This is a genomic window from Streptomyces sp. MH60 (assembly GCF_002939385.1).
Classification (GTDB): domain Bacteria; phylum Actinomycetota; class Actinomycetes; order Streptomycetales; family Streptomycetaceae; genus Streptomyces.
The window spans coordinates 14116-32889 of record NZ_MULI01000036.1; the positions used below are offsets into that span (position 1 = coordinate 14116).

General features: G+C 72.8%; 19 protein-coding genes. 9 read left to right on the top strand and 10 right to left on the bottom strand.

All coding sequences use genetic code 11. The annotated features are described in order from the left end of the window. Window positions 1–50: 50 nt before the first annotated feature. On the bottom strand, window positions 51–443 hold the full coding sequence (locus BZZ08_RS21870; RefSeq protein WP_104633945.1) for an ankyrin repeat domain-containing protein: 393 nt from the start codon (window positions 441–443) through the stop codon (window positions 51–53). 202 nt (window positions 444–645) lie between these two features. Between BZZ08_RS21870 and BZZ08_RS21875 the strand changes: the two genes are divergently transcribed. Both BZZ08_RS21875 and BZZ08_RS21880 read left to right on the top strand, forming a co-directional pair. Then, complete coding sequence (locus BZZ08_RS21875) at window positions 646–840, top strand: hypothetical protein (protein WP_003977410.1); 195 nt, start codon at window positions 646–648, stop codon at window positions 838–840. A gap of 54 nt (window positions 841–894) precedes the next feature. Continuing rightward, window positions 895–2673, top strand: coding sequence for a hypothetical protein (locus tag BZZ08_RS21880; protein WP_104633946.1), 1779 nt, complete (start codon window positions 895–897; stop codon window positions 2671–2673). Window positions 2674–2837: 164 nt separating this feature from the next. Here the strand turns inward: BZZ08_RS21880 and BZZ08_RS21885 are convergent, their stop codons facing one another. After that, complete coding sequence (locus BZZ08_RS21885) at window positions 2838–4337, bottom strand: SCO1417 family MocR-like transcription factor (protein ID WP_104633947.1); 1500 nt, start codon at window positions 4335–4337, stop codon at window positions 2838–2840. 102 nt (window positions 4338–4439) lie between these two features. Between BZZ08_RS21885 and yczE the strand changes: the two genes are divergently transcribed. The 4 genes from yczE to BZZ08_RS21905 all read left to right on the top strand — a co-directional run bounded on the left by yczE (window position 4440) and on the right by BZZ08_RS21905 (window position 7930). Next, the gene (yczE, locus tag BZZ08_RS21890) at window positions 4440–5105 is read left to right on the top strand and encodes a membrane protein YczE (protein ID WP_104633948.1); all 666 of its coding nucleotides are present in this window, start codon (window positions 4440–4442) and stop codon (window positions 5103–5105) included. Further along, window positions 5102–5869 carry a glycerophosphodiester phosphodiesterase gene (locus BZZ08_RS21895; protein ID WP_104633949.1) on the top strand — a complete coding sequence of 256 codons (768 nt, stop codon included), beginning with the start codon at window positions 5102–5104 and terminating at the stop codon, window positions 5867–5869. The genes yczE and BZZ08_RS21895 overlap by 4 nt, the downstream gene beginning before the upstream one ends. 53 nt (window positions 5870–5922) lie before the next feature. Further along, window positions 5923–7278, top strand: a complete 1356-nt coding sequence (locus BZZ08_RS21900) for an MFS transporter (RefSeq protein ID WP_104633950.1) — start codon at window positions 5923–5925, stop codon at window positions 7276–7278. A 277-nt stretch (window positions 7279–7555) separates the two neighbouring features. Continuing rightward, a complete protein-coding gene (locus tag BZZ08_RS21905) occupies window positions 7556–7930 on the top strand; it encodes an RNA polymerase-binding protein RbpA (protein ID WP_003977404.1) in 375 nt (124 codons plus the stop codon). Between the two features lie 82 nt (window positions 7931–8012). Here BZZ08_RS21905 and fxsA read toward each other — a convergent pair whose 3' ends face one another. The 4 genes from fxsA to BZZ08_RS21925 form a co-directional block, all read right to left on the bottom strand. After that, the gene (fxsA, locus tag BZZ08_RS21910) at window positions 8013–8600 is read right to left on the bottom strand and encodes an FxsA family membrane protein (RefSeq protein WP_104633951.1); all 588 of its coding nucleotides are present in this window, start codon (window positions 8598–8600) and stop codon (window positions 8013–8015) included. Between the two features lie 46 nt (window positions 8601–8646). Further along, window positions 8647–9570 carry a polyprenol monophosphomannose synthase gene (locus BZZ08_RS21915; RefSeq protein WP_241965530.1) on the bottom strand — a complete coding sequence of 308 codons (924 nt, stop codon included), beginning with the start codon at window positions 9568–9570 and terminating at the stop codon, window positions 8647–8649. Window positions 9571–10095: 525 nt separating this feature from the next. Next, a complete protein-coding gene (locus tag BZZ08_RS21920; RefSeq protein ID WP_104633952.1) occupies window positions 10096–11700 on the bottom strand; it encodes an amidohydrolase in 1605 nt (534 codons plus the stop codon). An 88-nt stretch (window positions 11701–11788) separates the two neighbouring features. After that, window positions 11789–12229: an Lrp/AsnC family transcriptional regulator gene (locus tag BZZ08_RS21925; protein WP_104633953.1), complete on the bottom strand. Its 441-nt coding sequence runs from the start codon at window positions 12227–12229 to the stop codon at window positions 11789–11791. Window positions 12230–12496: 267 nt separating this feature from the next. Here BZZ08_RS21925 and BZZ08_RS21930 point away from each other — a divergent pair, with 267 nt between their 5' ends. Together BZZ08_RS21930 and BZZ08_RS21935 are read left to right on the top strand one after the other, a co-directional pair. Then, window positions 12497–12934 carry a hypothetical protein gene (locus tag BZZ08_RS21930; protein ID WP_104633954.1) on the top strand — a complete coding sequence of 146 codons (438 nt, stop codon included), beginning with the start codon at window positions 12497–12499 and terminating at the stop codon, window positions 12932–12934. A 165-nt stretch (window positions 12935–13099) separates the two neighbouring features. Continuing rightward, window positions 13100–13417, top strand: a complete 318-nt coding sequence (locus tag BZZ08_RS21935) for a hypothetical protein (RefSeq protein ID WP_104633955.1) — start codon at window positions 13100–13102, stop codon at window positions 13415–13417. Here the strand turns inward: BZZ08_RS21935 and BZZ08_RS21940 are convergent. Beyond that, window positions 13380–14555, bottom strand: coding sequence for an acyl-CoA dehydrogenase (locus BZZ08_RS21940; RefSeq protein WP_104633956.1), 1176 nt, complete (start codon window positions 14553–14555; stop codon window positions 13380–13382). The genes BZZ08_RS21935 and BZZ08_RS21940 overlap by 38 nt on opposite strands. 379 nt (window positions 14556–14934) lie before the next feature. Here BZZ08_RS21940 and BZZ08_RS21945 point away from each other — a divergent pair, with 379 nt between their 5' ends. Continuing rightward, complete coding sequence (locus BZZ08_RS21945; protein WP_104633957.1) at window positions 14935–16188, top strand: glycoside hydrolase family 18 protein; 1254 nt, start codon at window positions 14935–14937, stop codon at window positions 16186–16188. Window positions 16189–16267: 79 nt separating this feature from the next. Here BZZ08_RS21945 and BZZ08_RS21950 read toward each other — a convergent pair whose 3' ends face one another. From BZZ08_RS21950 to BZZ08_RS21960, 3 genes are all read right to left on the bottom strand, one after another. Beyond that, on the bottom strand, window positions 16268–16930 hold the full coding sequence (locus BZZ08_RS21950; RefSeq protein ID WP_104633958.1) for a TetR/AcrR family transcriptional regulator: 663 nt from the start codon (window positions 16928–16930) through the stop codon (window positions 16268–16270). Between the two features lie 82 nt (window positions 16931–17012). Beyond that, the gene (locus BZZ08_RS21955; protein ID WP_104633959.1) at window positions 17013–17156 is read right to left on the bottom strand and encodes an SCO1431 family membrane protein; all 144 of its coding nucleotides are present in this window, start codon (window positions 17154–17156) and stop codon (window positions 17013–17015) included. A 121-nt stretch (window positions 17157–17277) separates the two neighbouring features. Beyond that, the gene (locus BZZ08_RS21960) at window positions 17278–18669 is read right to left on the bottom strand and encodes a peptidase C39 family protein (protein WP_198601621.1); all 1392 of its coding nucleotides are present in this window, start codon (window positions 18667–18669) and stop codon (window positions 17278–17280) included. Window positions 18670–18774: the final 105 nt, after the last annotated feature.

Genomic DNA, 18774 nt, shown 5'->3' on the forward strand with positions numbered 1-18774 from the left:
TGGTCAGAAAAATGTGGAGAGGCCCGGACCGGACCCTCTCCGCCGTCCCGTCACCGGGCGCCGAACAGCTCCAGCAGGTCCGTCCGGGCGAACATCCGCGCCGTGTCGACGGCGGACGGAGTGCCCGCCGCCGGGTCCGCGCCGGCCTCGAGCAACGCCTTGGTCACTTCCGTCTCCCCCTTGAAGGCGGCTCCGGCGAGCGGCGTCTGCCCCCGGTCGTTGACGCGGTCGGCGTCGGCGCCACGGGCCAGCAGCGCACGCACCGCGTCGGCGTGCCCGTGGTAGGCGGCGAGCATGACGAGGGAGTCGCCGCGGTCGTTGGTGAGGTCGGCCGGTACACCGGCGTCCACGTACGCCACCAGCTCATCGGTCCGCCCCTGCCGGGCCAGATCGAAGATCTTGGTCGCCAGCTCCACGACCTCGGGGTCGGGGGCTTCACTCATCGGCCGGACCTGCCTCTCACTGCGAACATTCGGCAAATCGCCAGGGTACTGGCTCGCGGGGCACCCGAGCGGACCAAGGACCGCTCCGCCACCTGAGGTAATTCGGGCAAATTTCCCCCATTTGCACCTTTTATCGTATGGATACATGCTGTGAGCCTGGAAGTACTCATGGTGACTGTCCCCGTGAACCAGGAGAACTCACATGATCCTCTCGATCTCAGGCGTGGTCCTGCTCGGCATCGTCGTCTTCATCTTCTTCCGCAAGGACGGCCTCAAGGCCTCGCACGCGCTGGTCGCCGTCCTGTTCGGGTTCTATCTCGCGAGTACGGCCATCGCCCCGAGCATCAAGGCGGGCGGCGAGAGCCTGGCGGGCCTTCTCGGCGGCATCAAGTTCTGACGGCCCGCCCCCCCTCGTCCGACATCCGCACGAACGCACCTCCAGGAGGCAGCAGTGGCCCGGCGGCCCCTCCCCCGCATTCTGAGCAACGGCGGCGCACAGCTCGCCCGGAGCCGGGAGCTGGCCCGGACGGCGGCCGACAGCGCCACCGACGTCCTCCAGCCGCTGATCACGATCGGCCGCGGTCTGCGCCGACTGGCCGCGGCCGCGCGGCGCAGATGGACCGAGACCCCCAAGGACCGGCGCGGCGCGCTGCTGTTCCTGGTGGCCTCGGTGGTCCTGGTGGTGGCGCTCGTGCCGTACGGTCCGCTGCTCGCCGTCATCGCCCTGATGGCGGCGGCAGCCTGGCAGGGCAGGGAGCGCTCCCCGGCGGTGCCCGAGGGCCCCGACGACTCCCAGACCCGGCGCCTGCAGTCGCTCTACGAGGCACTGGTCCCGTACTTCTCCCTCCCGGAGGACCCCGACCCCCTGTACGCCCACGGCGGCGGCTGGGAGAAGGCGTTCCCGGCGTACGAGTTCGACGACGACGGCCGCGTCGCCCACCTGGTGATCCGCTACCCCGCCTACTTCACCGACGGGGAGGCCGAGTCCCGGGCCCGGATCGAGCACCTGCTCACCGCGAAGTCCGGCCGGGGCCGCGAGTACCACTTCACGTGGGACGAGGAGGCCAACCACCTCTGCGTCGACGTGCTCGCGGCGCTGCCCACCGACATCGCCGCCCAGCGCTTCGTGACGGCGCCCGGCGAGACCGTTCTCGGCTTCACCGACCCGACCCGGGTCCAGCGCACGCTCCCGCTCACCCACGGCGCGGAGCAGCGGGACGTACCGCCGGTCGTCTGGCGCACCGGCATCCGCTCGACCGAGCCCCACCTGCTGGTCCTCGGGCAGCCCGGCACCGGCACGTCCACCCTGCTGCGCTCGGTCGCCCTCCAGGCGCTGCACCAGGGCGACCTGCTGATCGTCGACGGCGGCGGCACCGGGGAGTACGCCTGCCTGGTCGGCCGGGACGGCGTCCTGGCCGTGGAGTGCGGCCTCACCGGCGCGCTGACCAGCCTGGAGTGGGCCGCCGCCGAGACGGAACGTCGGCTGATCTCCGTGAACCAGGCCCGTCAGCAGGGCCTGGCGGCGCCGGACGACACCCGGCGGCCCCTGTGGGTCTTCCTGGACCGTCCGACCGCGTTCACGCACCTCGCCACCACGGGCGGCCGCCGGGACCCGCAGACCCTGCTCCAGATCCCGCTGCGGCACGGCCGGGCCGCGAACGTGACCGTGGTCGTCGCCGACCAGCTGGACGCCCTGGACAGCCTCACCGACGCCGTACGGCAGCACACGCGCGCGCGTGTCGTGCTCGGTCCGGCCACCGCGGACGAGCTGGCGAAGGCGCTGGGCGCTCCCCCGCACACCACGCCCCTCGACCAGGTCCCGCCCGGACGCGGATACGCCCGCCTGGGCACCGGCCCGGTGCACCGCCTCCAGGTCCCGGCCACTCCCGACCCCTACGACGACGCGACGAGCGAGGCTCACCGGCAGGCGGTGCTCGACCTGCTCCCCCCGCGCACGACACCGGCGGACGGGGAGCAGGCGCCCCTTCCCCCGGAGGCCGAGGCCGAGGCGGAGGCGGAAGCGAAGGCGAAGGCCGTCTCCGTGGAGAAGGGCGCCTCCGTGGAGAAGGAGGACGCCCCGGACGGCGCGGCCGCGAGCGGGCCGGAGAAGACCGCGGCGGACGCGGAGCCGACCCCGGTGACGGTGGAGAAGGCGACGGCCGGGACGCCGACCGAGCCGGCTCCCGCTGAGCCGGTCCCCGCCGAGGCCGTCGCGGCGGAGACCTCCTGACGCCGTGGCCGGGGCGGCGCGACCACCGCCCCGGTCCGTCCCGCGTCCGCCGCCGGTCCGCGCCCGCTTCCACGGGCCCCGGCGACCGACCGCACCGGACTCGCCCACAGGCCCTCACAGGCGCGGTGGCTCCCCCGCGACCGGCACCGCCGGACCGGCCGGTCCTAGGCCACGAACGTCCGCGGCGCCTCGCCGCCGCCGACGCCGCCGTTCTCCACCAGCCGGGCCGCGGCGGCCAGGCGTGCCGCCGCCTCCTCGGCCACCGCTCCGCCGACCGTGAACGGCAGTCGGACGTACCCCTCGAAGGCACCGTCGACCCCGAAGCGCGGCCCGGACGGGACGCGGACGCCCACCCGCTCCCCCGCCTCGGCGAGCCGGGACCCCGACAGGCCCCCGGTCCGCACCCACAGGGTGAGCCCGCCCCGCGGCACCTCGAACTCCCAGTCCGGCAGCTCCCGCCGGACCGCCGCCACCAGCTCGTCCCGGTTCTGCCGGGCCTGTTCGCGGCGCACCGTCACGGCCTGCGCCCAGCCGCCGGTGCTGAACAGCCAGTTCACGGCGAGCTGCTCCAGCACCGGGGTGCCCAGGTCGGCGTACGCCCGCGCGGCGACCAGGCTGCGGATCACGTCGGGCGCGGCACGGACCCAGCCGATGCGCATCCCGGCCCAGAAGGCCTTGCTCGCCGAGCCGACGGTGATCACGGTGGACCCGGCCGGGTCGAACGCGCACACGGGACGCGGCATCTCGACGTCGTCGTCCAGCCACAGCTCGCTCATCGTCTCGTCGGCCACGAGCACCGTCCCCGCGGACCGGGCCGCGTCCACCAGCCGCCGGCGCTGGTCGTCGTCGGCGAGCGCGCCGGTGGGGTTGTGGAAGTCGGCGACGACGTAGGCGATGCGGGGCGCGGCGTCGCGCAGCACCTGGCGCCAGCGGTCCACGTCCCAGCCGGTGAGCCCCTCGGCCATCGCGACCGGCACCAGCCGGGCCCCGGCCTCGCGCATCAGCTGGAGGATGTTGGCGTAACTGGGCGACTCCACGGCGATGCGCTCGCCGCGGCCTCCGAAGAGATGGCAGATGGCGTCGATCGCGCCCATCGCCCCTGTGGTCACCATGATCTGCTCGGGCATGGTGGGGATGCCCCGCGCGGTGTACCGCTCGGCGATCATCGCGCGCAGCGCGGGCAGTCCGGCCGGATAGTCGCCGTGGGTGTGCGCGTACGGCGGCAGCTCATCGAGGGCGCCCTGCACCGCGCGGGTGAGCCAGGGCTCGGGTGCGGGCAGCGCCGCGCAGCCCAGGTCGATCACCGAGCCGAGGGCCTCCGGCGGCAGCGGTTCGAGCCCGCGAGCCGGCAGCGGGTTCCCGGCCGGCACCGCGGTCCAGCTGCCCGCACCGCGCCGGGACTCCAGGAAGCCCTCGGCACGCAGCGCCTCGTAGGCGGCGGCGACGGTGGTGCGGCTGACGGTCAGGGCGAGGGCCAGTTCCCGTTCGGCGGGCAGCCGGGCGGCGACCGGGACGCGGCCCTCCAGCACGAGCAGCCGGATGCCGTCGGCGAGCGCGCGGTAGGCCGGCGGGCGGCGCGTGCCGGGCCCGGCCGGGCGGTCCTGCTGGGAGCCGAGCAGCCGGGCGAGCTGCCCCGCCCCTACAGCCGAGGTCCACTGCGCCACGGAAATCAGTCCACCTTCCCCGAATTGGCCATGGTTGACTCTTCTTCTCAAGCCACAGGGTGTCATGTGGCAGGCCACTACCACCACCCAGGGGGGGACCTCTTGTCCAGGCAGTCCAGGCAGTCCAGGCGGCTCACGCGGCGGCTGACCCAGCTCTACGGCGGTCTGGCGCTCTATGGCGCGAGTTCGGCGCTGCTGGTCAGGTCCGGGCTCGGTCTCGAGCCGTGGAACGTGCTGCACCAGGGCCTCGCGGAGCACACCGGGCTGTCGATGGGCGTGGTGCTGACCATCCTGGGTGCGGCGGTCCTGCTGCTGTGGATCCCGCTGCGCCAGCGGCCGGGCCTCGGCACCGTCTCCAACGTGCTCGTGATCGGCGCGGCGATGGACGCCACGCTGGGAGTGGTGCCGGACGCCCACGGCTGGACGCTGCGGATCGCCGCGATGGTGGCGGGCATCGCCCTGAACGGCGCGGCGACCGGGCTGTACATCGCCGCGCGCTTCGGTCCGGGCCCGCGTGACGGGCTGATGACGGGGCTGAACCGCCGCACGGGGCTCTCGGTGCGCCTGGTGCGGACCGTCGTCGAGATCACCGTCGTGGTGACGGGCTTCGCCCTCGGCGGCACGGTGGGCCTCGGCACCCTGCTCTACGCCGCGTCGATCGGCCCGCTCGCCCAGGTGTTCCTGCGCGTGTTCGCCGTGCCGCCGTCACCGCGGGGCAGCACGGTGGTTGCCGCCGGTCGGCCACGGCGCGCGATACTGCGTCGGTGACCACGCCGATACGCCACCCGTACCTCGATCATCCCGGCCCGATCGCCTTCGCCCACCGGGGTGGGGCGGCGGACGGTCTGGAGAACACCCTGCGGCAGTTCCGCCGCGCGGTCGAGGCGGGCTACCGGTACATCGAGACCGATGTGCACGCCACGCGGGACGGGAAGCTCGTCGCCTTCCACGACGCGACCCTGGACCGGGTCACGGACGGGGCCGGGCGGATCGCCGACCTGCCGTGGCAGGACGTGCGCCACGCGCGCGTGGCGGGCGAGGAACCGGTGCCGCTCTTCGAGGAGCTCCTGGAGACCTTCCCCGAGGTGCGCTGGAACATCGACGTGAAGGCGGAGCCCGCGCTGCGGCCCCTCCTGGAGCTGATCGGGCGGACCGACGCCTGGGACCGGATCTGCGTCGGTTCGTTCTCCGAGGCACGCGTGGTCCGCGCCCAGCGACTGGCGGGCCCCCGCCTGGCCACCTCGTACGGCATCCGGGGCGTTCTCGGGCTGCGGCTGCGCTCCTGGGGCGTACCGGCCGCGCCGCGCCGCCCGGCGGTGGCCGCACAGGTGCCCGAGGCCCAGTCGGGCGTCCGGGTGGTGGACCACCGCTTCGTACGCGCCGCCCACGCGCGCGGGCTGCAGGTGCACGTCTGGACGGTGAACGATGCCGACCGTATGCACCGGCTCCTGGACCTGGGCGTGGATGGCATCATGACCGATCACATCGACACACTGCGCAAGGTCATGGAGGACCGCGGCGTCTGGGGCTGAGCCCCGGCCGCGCCCCGGGGACGGTGCGCGTTCACGGGGAAGGCGAGGGCACGGTGGGCACCGACACCCTGCGGACGGACGCGGCAGACGGGGCGGACCCAGCGGCCGAACGGCGGCGTGAGCAGCGCGGCTGGTACTTCTACGACTGGGCGTGCTCCGTCTACTCGACGAGCGTGCTCACCGTGTTCCTGGGGCCGTATCTCACCTCGGTCGCCGAGTCGGCGGCGGACGCGGACGGCTACGTCCACCCGCTGGGCATACCGGTGCGCGCCGGGTCGTTCTTCGCGTACTCGGTGTCGCTGTCGGTGATCGTGGCGGTGCTGGTGATGCCGCTGGTGGGCGCGGCGGCCGACCGCTCGGGCCGCAAGAAGCCGCTGCTGGCCGCCGCCGCGTACACCGGTGCCGCGGCCACGACCGGCATGTTCTTCCTGGACGGCGACCGCTATCTGCTGGGCGGCCTGCTCCTGGTCGTCGCCAACGCGGCGCAGTCGGTCGCGATGATGCTCTACAACTCCTACCTGCCCCAGATCGCCCCGCCCGAGGAGCGCGACGCGGTCTCCTCCCGGGGCTGGGCCTTCGGCTACGCGGCCGGCTCCCTGGTCCTGATCGTCAACCTGGTCCTCTACACCGGCCACGACTCCTTCGGGCTGAGCGAGAGCGCGGCGGTCCGCGTCTGCCTGGCGTCGGCGGGGCTGTGGTGGGGCGCCTTCGCGCTCATTCCGCTGCGGCGGCTGCGTGATCGGCGTGCGGTGGCCCGGGAGGCGGCGCTGCCCGGGTTCCGGCAGCTCGCGGCGACCGTCCGGGACATGCGGCGCCGCCCGCTGACCCTGGCCTTCCTGCTGGCCTACCTGGTCTACAACGACGGCATCCAGACGGTGATCTCCCAGGCCTCGGTCTACGGCTCCGAGGAGCTGGACCTCGGGCAGTCGACGCTGATCGTGGCGGTCCTGCTGGTCCAGGTGCTGGCGGTGGCGGGCGCGCTGGGCCTGGGCCGGCTGGCCCGCAGGTACGGGGCCAAGCGCACGATCCTCGGCTCGCTGGTCGCCTGGACGGTGACCCTCGCGGCCGGGTACTTCCTGCCGGCCGGGGCACCGGTGTGGTTCTTCGTGCTGGCCGCCGGGATCGGGCTCGTCCTGGGCGGCAGCCAGGCGCTCTCCCGCTCCCTGTTCTCCCACCTGGTCCCGCCGGGCAAGGAGGCGGAGTACTTCTCGGCGTACGAGCTGAGCGACCGCGGGATGAGCTGGCTGGGGCCCTTGCTCTTCGGGCTGACCTACCAGCTGACCGGGAGCTACCGGGACGCGATCATCTCGCTGGTGGCGTTCTTCGTCATCGGGTTCGTGCTGCTCGCGCGGGTCCCGGTGCGGCGGGCGATCGGCGACGCGGGCAATCCGGTACCCGAAAGGATTTAGCACTCAGCGCGAAAGCGCTGTAGTGTACGCGTTTGGCCTGCCAGGCGTACCGTTACTGCGCGTCAAAGGTGCCGAATCGCTATGTCACGTCTGTCAGCAGAGGTGACAAACCGGACGTCGGCGGGTACTGCACTGGTTGCAAGGCTGCGGCTGCGACGGCGACGCAGGGCCCGGATCGGGAGTCGGGACGGGAATCTTTACCGCCGCCCGGACGTTGACCGGATGACGACGACAGCGACACCTGTCCTGTGGGCGACAAGCCCGGGAGGCACGATTCATGAGTGAGCGAGCTCTTCGCGGCACGCGCCTCGTGGTGACCAGCTACGAGACGGACCGCGGCATCGACCTGGCCCCGCGCCAGGCCGTGGAGTACGCATGCGAGAAGGGGCATCGATTCGAGATGCCCTTCTCGGTCGAGGCGGAGATCCCGCCGGAGTGGGAGTGCAAGGTCTGCGGGGCCCAGGCACTCCTGGTTGACGGCGACGGCCCTGAGGAGAAGAAGGCCAAGCCCGCGCGTACGCACTGGGACATGCTGATGGAGCGACGCACCCGCGAGGAACTCGAAGAGGTCCTCGAGGAGCGGCTGGCCGTTCTGCGCTCCGGCGCGATGAACATCGCGGTCCATCCGCGAGACAGCCGCAAGAGTGCGTAGCGGGAAACCCTAGGCGATACAACCGAACAACCGCGGGTGCCGTACATGAGCTTCATGTACGGCACCCGCGGTTTTGTCGTGCTCAGCGCGTCAGCGGGGGGCGGGGGCCCTGCGGGGCGTCGTCCGGGTCGTCCCGTATGACCTCGCCCTGGACGACGTTGCCGTCGGGGCGGTGCATCCGGGCCTGGCGGAAGGCGTCGCCCAGGGTGCCGGGACCGGCGTCCCGGAGCTTGCGCTCGACCGTCCGCTGGGCGTACCGGCTGACGGCCTTCTGCACCGGGGGCAGCAGCATGAGCAGGCCGAGCGCGTCCGAGATCAGGCCGGGCAGGATCAGGAGCAGACCGCCCAGCATCATCAGGCCGTTGCCCTCGCTGTTCGGGCGGACGGCCTCGGGCGGTATGCCCGACCGCATGGCCGACTGCTGCTGGTTGAGCGTCTCCGTGAGGTTGCGGAAGGCGCGGCGGCCCGCCGCCTTGATGACCACGGAGCCGAGGACCACGCCGGCGACCAGCAGCAGGAAGACCGCGAAGCCGCTGGACGCCCCCGCGACCACGGTCAGCAGCCAGATCTCCAGCACCAGCCACGCGGCGAGGCCCAGCGGCAGGAACGTGCGCAGGCGGGAGCGCGGGGGCCGGGCGGGGGACCTGGGGGTCTGGGCGCCAGTCGTCATACTCCCAGTGTGCCTGGCCCCGGCTCAGTGCGGCATAAGAGGGCGGTCAGGCCTTGGTGTCGGACGCCTTCGCCGACGCGTCACCGGACCTCGCGGACGCGTCACCGGACCTCTCCGACCCGTCACCGGCCCGCGCGGACTCGCCGCTGGAAGCCGCCTGCGCGTCGGCCGCCGTGCCGGGCCGCCGGTCGCGGCCCAGGACCTTGCCGACCCTCTCCCCCACGCCCCACGTGGTGACCCGCCACAGGGCCTCCACCAGGATGTCGCGGCTCATCTTGGAGTCGCCGAGTTCGCGCTCGACGAACGTGATCGGCACCTCCACGACGTGGTAGCCGGCCTTGATCGCGCGGCGGGCGAGGTCGACCTGGAAGCAGTACCCCTGGGAGGCGACCTCTTCGAGGCCGAGCCCCTCCAGGGTCTCGCGGCGGAAGGCGCGGTAGCCGCCGGTGATGTCGCGCAGCGGCAGATCGAGCGCGATCCGCGAGTACATGCTGCCGCCGCGCGAGATGATCTCGCGGGACTTGGGCCAGTTCACCACCCGGCCGCCGGGCACCCAGCGGGAGCCGAGCACGAGGTCGGCGCCCTTGAGGGCGGTCAGCAGCCGGGGCAGTTCCTCGGGCTGGTGGGAGCCGTCGGCGTCCATCTCGATCAGCACGCCGTAGCCGTGCTCCAGGCCCCAGCGGAAGCCGGCGAGGTAGGCGGCACCCAGCCCTTCCTTGCCCTTGCGGTGCATGACCTGGACGTGGTCGTCCCCGGCCGCCAGTTCGTCGGCGATCCCGCCGGTGCCGTCGGGGCTGTTGTCGTCGGCCACGAGAACGTGCGCCTCGGGGACGGCCTCGCGCACGCGCGTGACGATCGCCTTGATGTTCTCCGCCTCGTTGTAGGTCGGGATGATCACCAGGGCCGTGCCCAGCGGGCCGAACCGCCTCTCCCGCCCCGCAGCCGCGGGCGTCCCGTCGCCGTCGTTCACCACTGCCCCTTCGTGTCCGTACACAAAGGACCACCATAATCGCCACGGCCTGCGCAGACGTGCCAGGACGGTCGTACGGTGGTGTCGTTTCCCCGAAACCGGGGTAGGGATGGCCGATTCGGGCCGTTTGTGCGACGGATGGGGGCCCGGCGCCCTTCGGGCCGGCCCGGGACCCGCCGGCTGCGGGTCGACCCAGGCCGTTGTCTACTGAGCGCCCGGGCCCCACCCGGGTCACACCTCCCGACCGGCCGGAACGTTCCCTCGTCGCGGTGCGGGCACTGAGCCTGGCTCCCAGTGGCGGTGCCCCGGTGCGGCACACCGTCCCTGACTCAGCGGCGCCGCGACGCGTGTGCGGAAGGTTCGCCGGTCGGGCGTCCGGTGGTGGACTCGGCCGAACCTACCGGCCCCCCGCCGTCGCCTGTCAACAGTCGTGCCACCTGCACCTTTGATGTCAACGCGCAGGTCAGCGCGGAGGAGGAGCAGGTCGCGGCCGCGCGAAGATCATCGCCCCGTCGGCGGTGGAGATCACTCGCCCGGCCGTACGAAGACGGTCCGGCCGCCCACCACGGTACGCAGGCAGACGGGCAGGTCCCGGCCGGGGGTGAGGTCGGGCAGCCCGGGGGTGCCGGAGCGCGGGTCGGTCGACCAGCGCGCCACCCGGTCGTCCGGGGTCTGGACCACCAGTTCGCCGGTGCGCCACACGGCGTAGTCCGCGGGCACGCCCGGCACCAGGACACCCGCGTCGTCGCGGCCGATCGCCCGCCAGCCGCCGCGCGTGTGCGCCGTGAACGCGGCGCGGACGGAGACCCGGTGCTCCGGAGTGCGGTGGAAGGCGGCGGCCCGGACGGTGCCCCACGGGTCGAGGGGTGTGACCGGACTGTCGGAGCCGAAGGCGAGCGGCACGCCGGCGCGCAGCAGGGCCGCGAAGGGGTTGAGCGTGCGGGCCCGCTCGGCGCCCAGCCGCCCCGCGTACATGCCGTCCCCGCCGCCCCAGAGCGCGTCGAAGGCGGGCTGTACGGAGGCGGTCAGACCCAGCTCGGCCAAGGCCGCGACCGTCTCGGGCGTGAGCATCTCGGCGTGCTCGATCCGGTGGCGGGCGGCGCGCACGCGGGCGAGGCCGGTCTTGTCGGCGGCGGCGCGCACCCCCTCCACCACGGCGCTCACGGCGGCGTCGCCGATGGCGTGGAAGCCCGCCTGGAGACCGGCCTCGGTGCAGGCGACCACGTGCGCGGCGATGGCGGCGGCGTCCAGGTGGGCGGTGCCGGTGTGCCCGGCGTCGGCGTAGGGCTGGTGCAGGCAGGCGGTGTGCGAGCCGAGGGAGCCGTCGACGAAGAGGTCACCGGCGGCCCCGACGGCGCCCAGCTCCCGCGCCTTGTCGACGTCCTGCTCGGCCCAGTAGCCGATCACCCGCGGTCCGGGCTCCGCGGCGGACAGGCGCAGCAGGCCGGTGAGGTCGTCCTCGGAGGAGATCTCCGGGCCTGCGCATTCGTGAACGGTTCCGATCCCGAGGGAGGCGGCGTGCGCGAGGGCGGCGCGCTGGGCCCCGGCGCGCTGGGCGGGGGTGACCGCCCCGAGCGCCGCGGCGCGCACGGCGTGGTGGGCGTCGCCGGTGAGCGGGCCGTCCCCGCGTGCGGGGCCACCGGGTGCCAGGTCGAGCAGGGCGGTGCTGACGACGGCCGAGTGGACGTCGATACGACTGAGATAGAGCGGACGACCGCCGGTCGCCGCGTCCAGTTCGGCGCGCGTCGGGGGCTGTCCGTCCGGCCAGCGGGCGGCGTCCCAGCCGTGCCCCAGGAGCACCCGGTCGTCCGGACGGGCGGCGGCGAAGTCCCGTACGAGGGCGAGGGCCGCCTCACGGCTCGGGGCGCCGGAGAGATCGAGTCCGGTGAGGGCGAGGCCCGTGGCGGTGGTGTGCACGTGTGCGTCGGTGAACGCCGGGGTGACGAGCGCGCCGTCGAGGTCGATCACCTCGTCGACCCCGTCCGCGAAGGCGTCCGCGGCGCCCTCCGAGCCGACCCAGGCGACTTGGCCGCGTTCGACGACCATGGCCGTCGCGAAGGGGTCGGCGGGACTGTGGACCTCGCCGCGGCGCAGCAGGACGGTCGAGGACGGGGTGGTGGACTCACTCATGGACACCAGTCTCGCCCCTCGCGGGCGCCGTCCGGCAGCCGGGGCGGCCCGGCAGCCGCCCGTGGCTCCCGCTCCCGCGCGGGCGCCGTCAGATCCGCGGCGGCCGGGACTCGTAGGGGGTCGAGAGGACGACGGTGGTACGGGTCGACACACCCGCCAGCGAGCGGACCCGCGCGAGCAGTTCCTCCAGCTCGTGCGGGGTGGCCACCCGGACCTTGAGGATGTAGTTCTCGTCGCCCGCGACGCTGTGGCAGGCCTCGATCTCGGGGACCCCGGCGAGGCGGTCCGCGATGTCGTCGGGGGCGCTGGGGTCGAACGGTTTCACCGAGATGAACGCGGTCATCGGCAGCCCGACGGCCTCCGGGTCGACGACCGCGGCGTAACCGCGGACGACGCCGCGCTGTTCCAGCCGCCGCACCCGCTGGTGCACGGCCGACGTGGACAGGCCCGTGGCCTTGCCCAGGTCGGTGTAGCTCATCCGCCCGTCCTTGACGAGCAGCTGCACGATCTGTCGGTCCAGCTCCTCCATGGCGCAAGAACCTACAGTGCGGTTGATCTCCTCGGATACCTGAGCAGTCCGGGTCATGCCCCGTTCGTGATGTGACGGGGTGTCGGACGACGACCGGGCGGGGACAAACGGGCCGCACGGGGCATCTGCGAGCGGCATGTGACGAACACCACACTGGTTGAACGTTCTCCGTGATGTTCCCGTGATTACCCCGGAGGGGGGACGGGAAGTGCTTGCTGTGGTCGAGGCCGCAGTGCCGTCACGACCCAGCCCGAGGGGGAGAATCCCATGCAGAGTCTTAAGCGCCCTGGTCGCACCGCGCCCAAGCGGCAGCAGCCGGTCGTCGAGCCCGTATCGGAGGGCGTCGAACCCGACGCCTTCGACGAAGAGGAACTCGACGCCTACGACACCTTCGAGATGTACCGGGTGTTCTGCCCGGACTGCGCGCAGCCCATCGCCCTGCTGGCGGACGAGGAGACGCTGCCGGAGCACGCGCTGTGCGCCTCGCCGTGGAACCCGTTCGGGCTCACGGTCTGCGCCGGCACCGGCCGCCGGGCCACCGAGGCCCGCCCCGCCGACGAGTCGTTCCAGCCCCACGAGCAGGACACCGCCCTGCTGTTGACGCTCCCCCGGGGCCTAGACTGGCGGACCCAGCCCTTCTCCCACGTCGGCGGCCCGGGCTCGCGCCCGATGCGGGTGCCGACGATGCGGCGCGAAGCGGCCTGAGGAGCGCGAGCGCCCGGCTCACGGGGCTCGCCCACTCGTCCCGTCACCCCGATCCGCGCCACGGCTCGCAGGACGCCGTGGCGCGGGTCGGTGGCGGACGCGCACGAACTCACTCTCGATTGCGTCCGCCGGTGACCTGTCCGCACGTCGTCGCGTTGCCCGGGTATGACCCCCACGTACTCGTCGACCGGGAGTCGGCGCCGCGTGTTCGTACCGGTGTCCGCGGGACCGGTTCCCCCGGCCCCGCAGATCCCCGACCCGCCGATCTACCGTGAGCTGATGCGGACCTGGGCCGACGGCGGCCGCACCCTGCCGGGGCGGCACGACCCGGAGTGGGTCCGGCTGGCGGAACCCCCGCGCGGGCTCGGCGACTTCTTCGCCACGGGTGACTTCTTCACCACCGGCGACTTCCGCGTCAGCGGCGACTTCACCGTCACCGCCGACTTCAGCGCTCCTCGGGACCCGCGAGGTGACGGGCGATGACCATCCGCTGGATCTGATTGGTGCCCTCGACGATCTGGAGCACCTTGGCCTCGCGCATGTACCGCTCGGCCGGGAAGTCGGCGGTGTAGCCGTACCCGCCGAGGATCTGCACGGCGTCGGTGGTGACCCGCATCGCCGTGTCGGTGCAGTGCAGCTTGGCCATGGCCGCCTGCTTGGCGAACGGCAGTCCGGCGTCGCGCAGCCGTGCCGCCGTCAGGTACAGGGCGCGGCCGGCCTCGATCTGCGTCGCCATGTCGGCGAGCATGAAGCGCAGCCCCTGGAAGTCGGCGATCGGCTTGCCGAACTGCCGCCGCTCGGTCGCGTAGGACACCGCCGCATCCAGTGCCGCCTGGGCCACGCCGATCGCGCAGGCGGCGATGCCGAGCCGGCCGGAGTCGAGCGCGGACAGGGCGATCGCGAAGCCCTGTCCCTCGTCGCCGAGGCGGCGGGTGTCGGGGACCCGTACGCCGTCGAGGTGGAGCTGCGCGGTGGGCGAGCCCTTGAGCCCCATCTTCTTCTCCGGCACCGCGGGGCTCAGCCCCTCGGCGTCGCCGGGCACCAGGAAGGCGGTGATGCCGCGCGGTCCGTCCTCTCCGGTACGGGCCATGACGGTGTAGAAGTCGGCGATGCCGCCGTGCGTGATCCACGCCTTGGTGCCGGTGATCACCCAGTCTCCGCCGTTCTCGCGCACGGCCTTGGTGCGCAGCGAGGCGGCGTCGGAGCCGGAGGTCGGTTCGGAGAGGCAGTAGGCGCCGAGCAGGCCGCCGCCGAGCATCGCGGGCAGGTGTTCGGCCTGCTGCTCCTTGGTGCCGTGCGCGGCCAGCGCGTAGGAGGCGAGCGTGTGCACGCTGACACCGAGGCCGACGGTGAGCCGGGCCGCGGCCAGTTCCTCGAGGACCTGGAGGTAGACCTCGTAGGGCTGCTCGCCGCCGCCGAACTCGGCGTCGTAGGGCAGTCCGAGCAGGCCGGAGTCGGACAGGAGGGTGAAGACCTCGCGCGGGAAGCGTCCGGCGTCCTCCTCCTCGGCCGCGCTCGGGGCGATCTCACGCTGCGCGATGTCGCGGACGAGCGAGATCAGGTCCCGTGCCTCGTCCGTGGGCAGTTGCCGGTCCACCGGCTGCGGGGCGCGGTCGGGCATGGCGACGCTCTCCTCCCTGTCGGGCACATCGGCGGACGTGCGCCTTGGGTGGAGGCGGCTCCGCCGGGGGTTCGGGCCTGGCCGATGCTCGCACTCCCGGGTCGCGGAAGCGGCTGACCAGCGGCTGTGCGCTGTGAGTATGCCCGATCGGACGCACGGAGTCACCAGTTAACGACCGCTTACTCAAAGAATTCCGGGAATGATCCCGGCCGGGCCGGCGGGGGACGGGATTCCGGCTGGATTCCGGCTTCGGAAATCAAGGATGGTCCGAACCATTGACCACACTGGTCTAGTCCTCCTACGGTGACGGACCGAGCGCATTTCCGCGTTCATGCCAATCGGCGCGCGTTTCCCTCATCCCCCCACGAGGAGACACCCGATGCACGTCCCGCACCTCCCCCGCGTCCGCCCCATCCGGACGCTGTTCTCCGCCCTGTGCACCGTCGCCCTCGGCGCCGGCCTGCTGGCCGGGGCCGGCCCCGCCACGGCCACCGCCGCGCAGGCCGAGGCACCCGCCACGCAGGCCGCGGCCGGATCCAAGGTCGTCGGCTACTTCACCGAATGGGGCGTCTACGACCGCAACTACCACGTCAAGAACATCGAGTCGTCGGGCTCCGCCGGCCAACTCACCCACATCAACTACTCGTTCGGCAACGTCACCGGCGGCAAGTGCGCCATGGGCGACGCCTACGCGGCGACCGACCGGGCCTACACCGCCGCCGACTCCGTGGACGGCGTCGCCGACACCTGGGACCAGCCGCTGCGCGGCAACTTCAACCAGCTGCTCAAGCTGAAGAAGAAGCACCCCGACCTGAAGATCCTCTGGTCGTTCGGCGGCTGGACCTGGTCCGGCGGCTTCGCGCAGGCCGCGCAGAACCCGGAGGCGTTCGCCCAGTCCTGCTACGACCTGGTCGAGAACTCCAAGTGGGCCGACGTCTTCGACGGCATCGACATCGACTGGGAGTACCCGAACGCCTGTGGCCTGAGCTGCGACACCAGCGGCCGTGAGGCCTTCCCGAAGCTGATGAGCGCCCTGCGCGCCAAGTTCGGCCAGGACTACCTGGTCACCGCGGCGATCACGGCCGACGCCACGGCCGGCGGCAAGATCGACGCGGCGGACTACGCGGGCGCCGCGCAGTACGTCGACTGGTACAACCCGATGACGTACGACTTCTTCGGCGCCTGGGACGCCACCGGGCCGACCGCTCCGCACTCGCCGCTGACCTCCTACCCGGGCATCCCGAAGGAGGACTTCCACACCTCGGCGACGATCGCGAAGCTCAAGGGGCTCGGCATTCCGTCCTCGAAGCTCCTGCTCGGGCTCGGCTTCTACGGCCGGGGCTGGACCGGTGTCACCCAGTCGGAACCGGGCGGCACCGCGACCGGCCCGGCGAAGGGCACGTACGAGAACGGCATCGAGGACTACAAGGTGCTGAAGACCAGTTGCCCGGCGACCGGCACCGTGGGCGGCACCGCGTACGCCAAGTGCGGCGACGACTGGTGGAGTTACGACACTCCGCAGACCATCGCCACCAAGATGTCGTACAAGAACGAGCAGGGTCTCGGCGGCACCTTCTTCTGGGAGCTGAGCGGCGACACCGCGAACGGTGAGCTGATCAAGGCGATCGACTGAACCACCCGGCGCCCACGGGGGCGGAGGGGCGGAGACCGGCTCGGGTCTCCGCCCCTTCGTCACGCTTCGCCGGGCGTCCTCAGGCGTTGTCCCGGCGGGCCGGGGCGGGGGCCGGGCAGGCGGGGTCCAGCTCCTCGATCGCGCGCAGTGTGCCGCCGAGCGACCTCACCAGCAGCTCGCGCATGCTCTCGCGGGGCAGTTCCGGGCGGCCGATCCAGTCCAGGGTGGCGCCCTCGACGCCGCACACCCAGGCGAGCAGGCCCATGCGGGCCAGCGGCCCGATGTCCGAGCGCCCGTACGCCCCTTCGGCGATGGTGACGACGATCGCCTCGCGCACCCCGTCCCGGATGGCGTGCACCTCGGCGTCGAAGCCGACTCCGCCGCTGACGATGGTGCGGTAGGCGGCCTGGTTGTGCTCGGCGTAGCGCAGGTAGCCGTCGATGGTGCGGTGGACGCGGTCCACCTGCGGCAGTTCGGTGCCGCGCGCCGCGGTGGTGACCAGGTCGGCGACGGAGTCCTGGATGATCGCCAGGTAGTAGCCCCGCTTGGACTGGAAGTAGTAGTAGATCAGCCCTTTGGCGACATGCGCCTGGCGGGCGATGTCGTCCATCGAGAGCGCGTCGTACGACGTGTCGGCGAACAACCTCCGCCCGATGGCGATGAGTTCGGCGCGGCGTGCCATCGAACGCTCGGTGCCGCGCGCCCGGGGACGGACGTCGGCACCTTGTTGACTGATATTCAATTTCGACCCTGGTCTCCTACGGGCGGCGGGACCTCCGCAGTATGGCAGGTCGGGTCGTGGGGCAGGTCACACCCGGGTCACGTCACAGAAGGCCCAGCTGAACCACGAGCATCGCGACCACCACGACGAGCGTCCAGCCCATGACGTGTTCCAGGGTCTTGGGGCCGTCGTCGTCCTTGGGGCCGCCGGTGCGGACACGGGTGGCGGCTGCGGTGTGTGCGGTCATGGCGTCTCGCTGATCTCGGGTGCGGCTTCGGCGGATTCCCCCCGCTCACGGTGTCCACCTTGCCACCGTGAGCGGCTTTTGCGGCCGAGAGCTTGGTCACAGCGGTGGGGGGGGCGTCCGCTCAGCGCACGCCCACCGCCGCGAGGGCCTTGCGCTGACGCGGGCTGGGGTGGGCCGGGAAGTACAGGTAGCAGACGCCGCCGGTGCCGGAGACGACCTTGCCACTGGCGTTGTACCGCTTCGTCCTGAGCCAGATGTTCTCCCACTCGCGCCGCCGGTAGACGCGGCGCACGGCGTCGTTGTCGTCCGAGGCCGGGTCGTTGGCGATCACGTCGCCGTCGGCGGTGAAGCCGATCACGGTCATCAGGTGACCCGAGGTGCCGTAGCCCGCCCCGGTCAGCTCCTCCGCCAGGAACGACTGGGACGTTATGGCCGGGATGCCGGCCGCGATCAGCGTCTCCAGGTCGGTGAGGGAGCCGAGGCGGGTGACCACGCCCTGGAGGCCCTCGAAGGTGGCGGCGTAGGCGGCGTTGAAGGGCCAGTTGCCGCAGCCGGCGTACTGGTGGTCGTACGTGTACCGGGCGGCGTGGCAGACCTGCGGGTCGGCGTAGGAGGGGTCGACCCAGGCGAGCTGCTCCTCGGTGAGGCGCCCGCCCCAGTACTCGACGATCATCTGCGAGGAGGTGGGGCTGCACCAGGCCTCGCCGCCGTTGTCGTACTCGGGGTACTGGCCCTTGTGGATCTCCTGCGAGTAGCGCGGGACGCGCAGTTCCCCGGCGTGGCCCGGGGCGGAGACCGGCACGGTGAAGCGGTCGGGGACGTCGGAGCCCATCGCGCCGAGCCGCCAGACGGTGGGCGTGGTGCGGGTGCCCGGGCGGCGGTGGAGGGTGAGCCTGAGCCGGTAGGAGACCAGGCGCAGGCCGGTGGAGGCGTCGTCGACGGAGAAGGTGTCGGTCCAGATGCTGCTCTTGCCGTCGCTCTGGTCGTCGACCGAGGTCCGCCGGATGTCGCGCTCGCCGTCGCCCGCCGCCCAGCGGCCCATCACGTACCAGGGCGTGTCCGTGCCGTCGGAGTAGGTGCCCTTCAGCTCGACCTGGATCCAGGTGCCGGCCGGCGTGTGCGCGTTCCAGGAGGCGATGACCTCCGTCGCGGGCATGGTGAGCCGGTGGACGGGGGAGGTCCAGGTCGCGTACTCCCAGGCGGCGGTGGTGCCGGTGTGCGGGTCGGTGTAGTCGGTGGTGCCGGCCGGGGCGCCGATCACCACGCCGGGGCGGGCGCCCGCGACGGGACGGGCCCCGCGCACGGTCCCGCGCCGCCAGTCGGCGTACGTGGTCCAGGCGTGGTACTCCACCGGCCGGGCACCGGCACGGTCGGGGTCCGCCCCGCCGCCGGCGCCGGTACCCGCGCCGGGCGCGGACTGGGCTGCGGCCGGGATCGCGCCGCCCGCCACGGCGGCCGCCGCGACGGCCGCGGCCAGGAGGGCTCTGCGGGACGGCTGTTCGACTCTGCTCATGGGCGGGAGACCCCCAGGTGTCCGGGTCGGGCGGGTCCGTCGTTGCACGGTCGTGCGCCAACTATGGCCGCAGCCGCCCGCTCCTGCCAGCACTTCCACGCACGC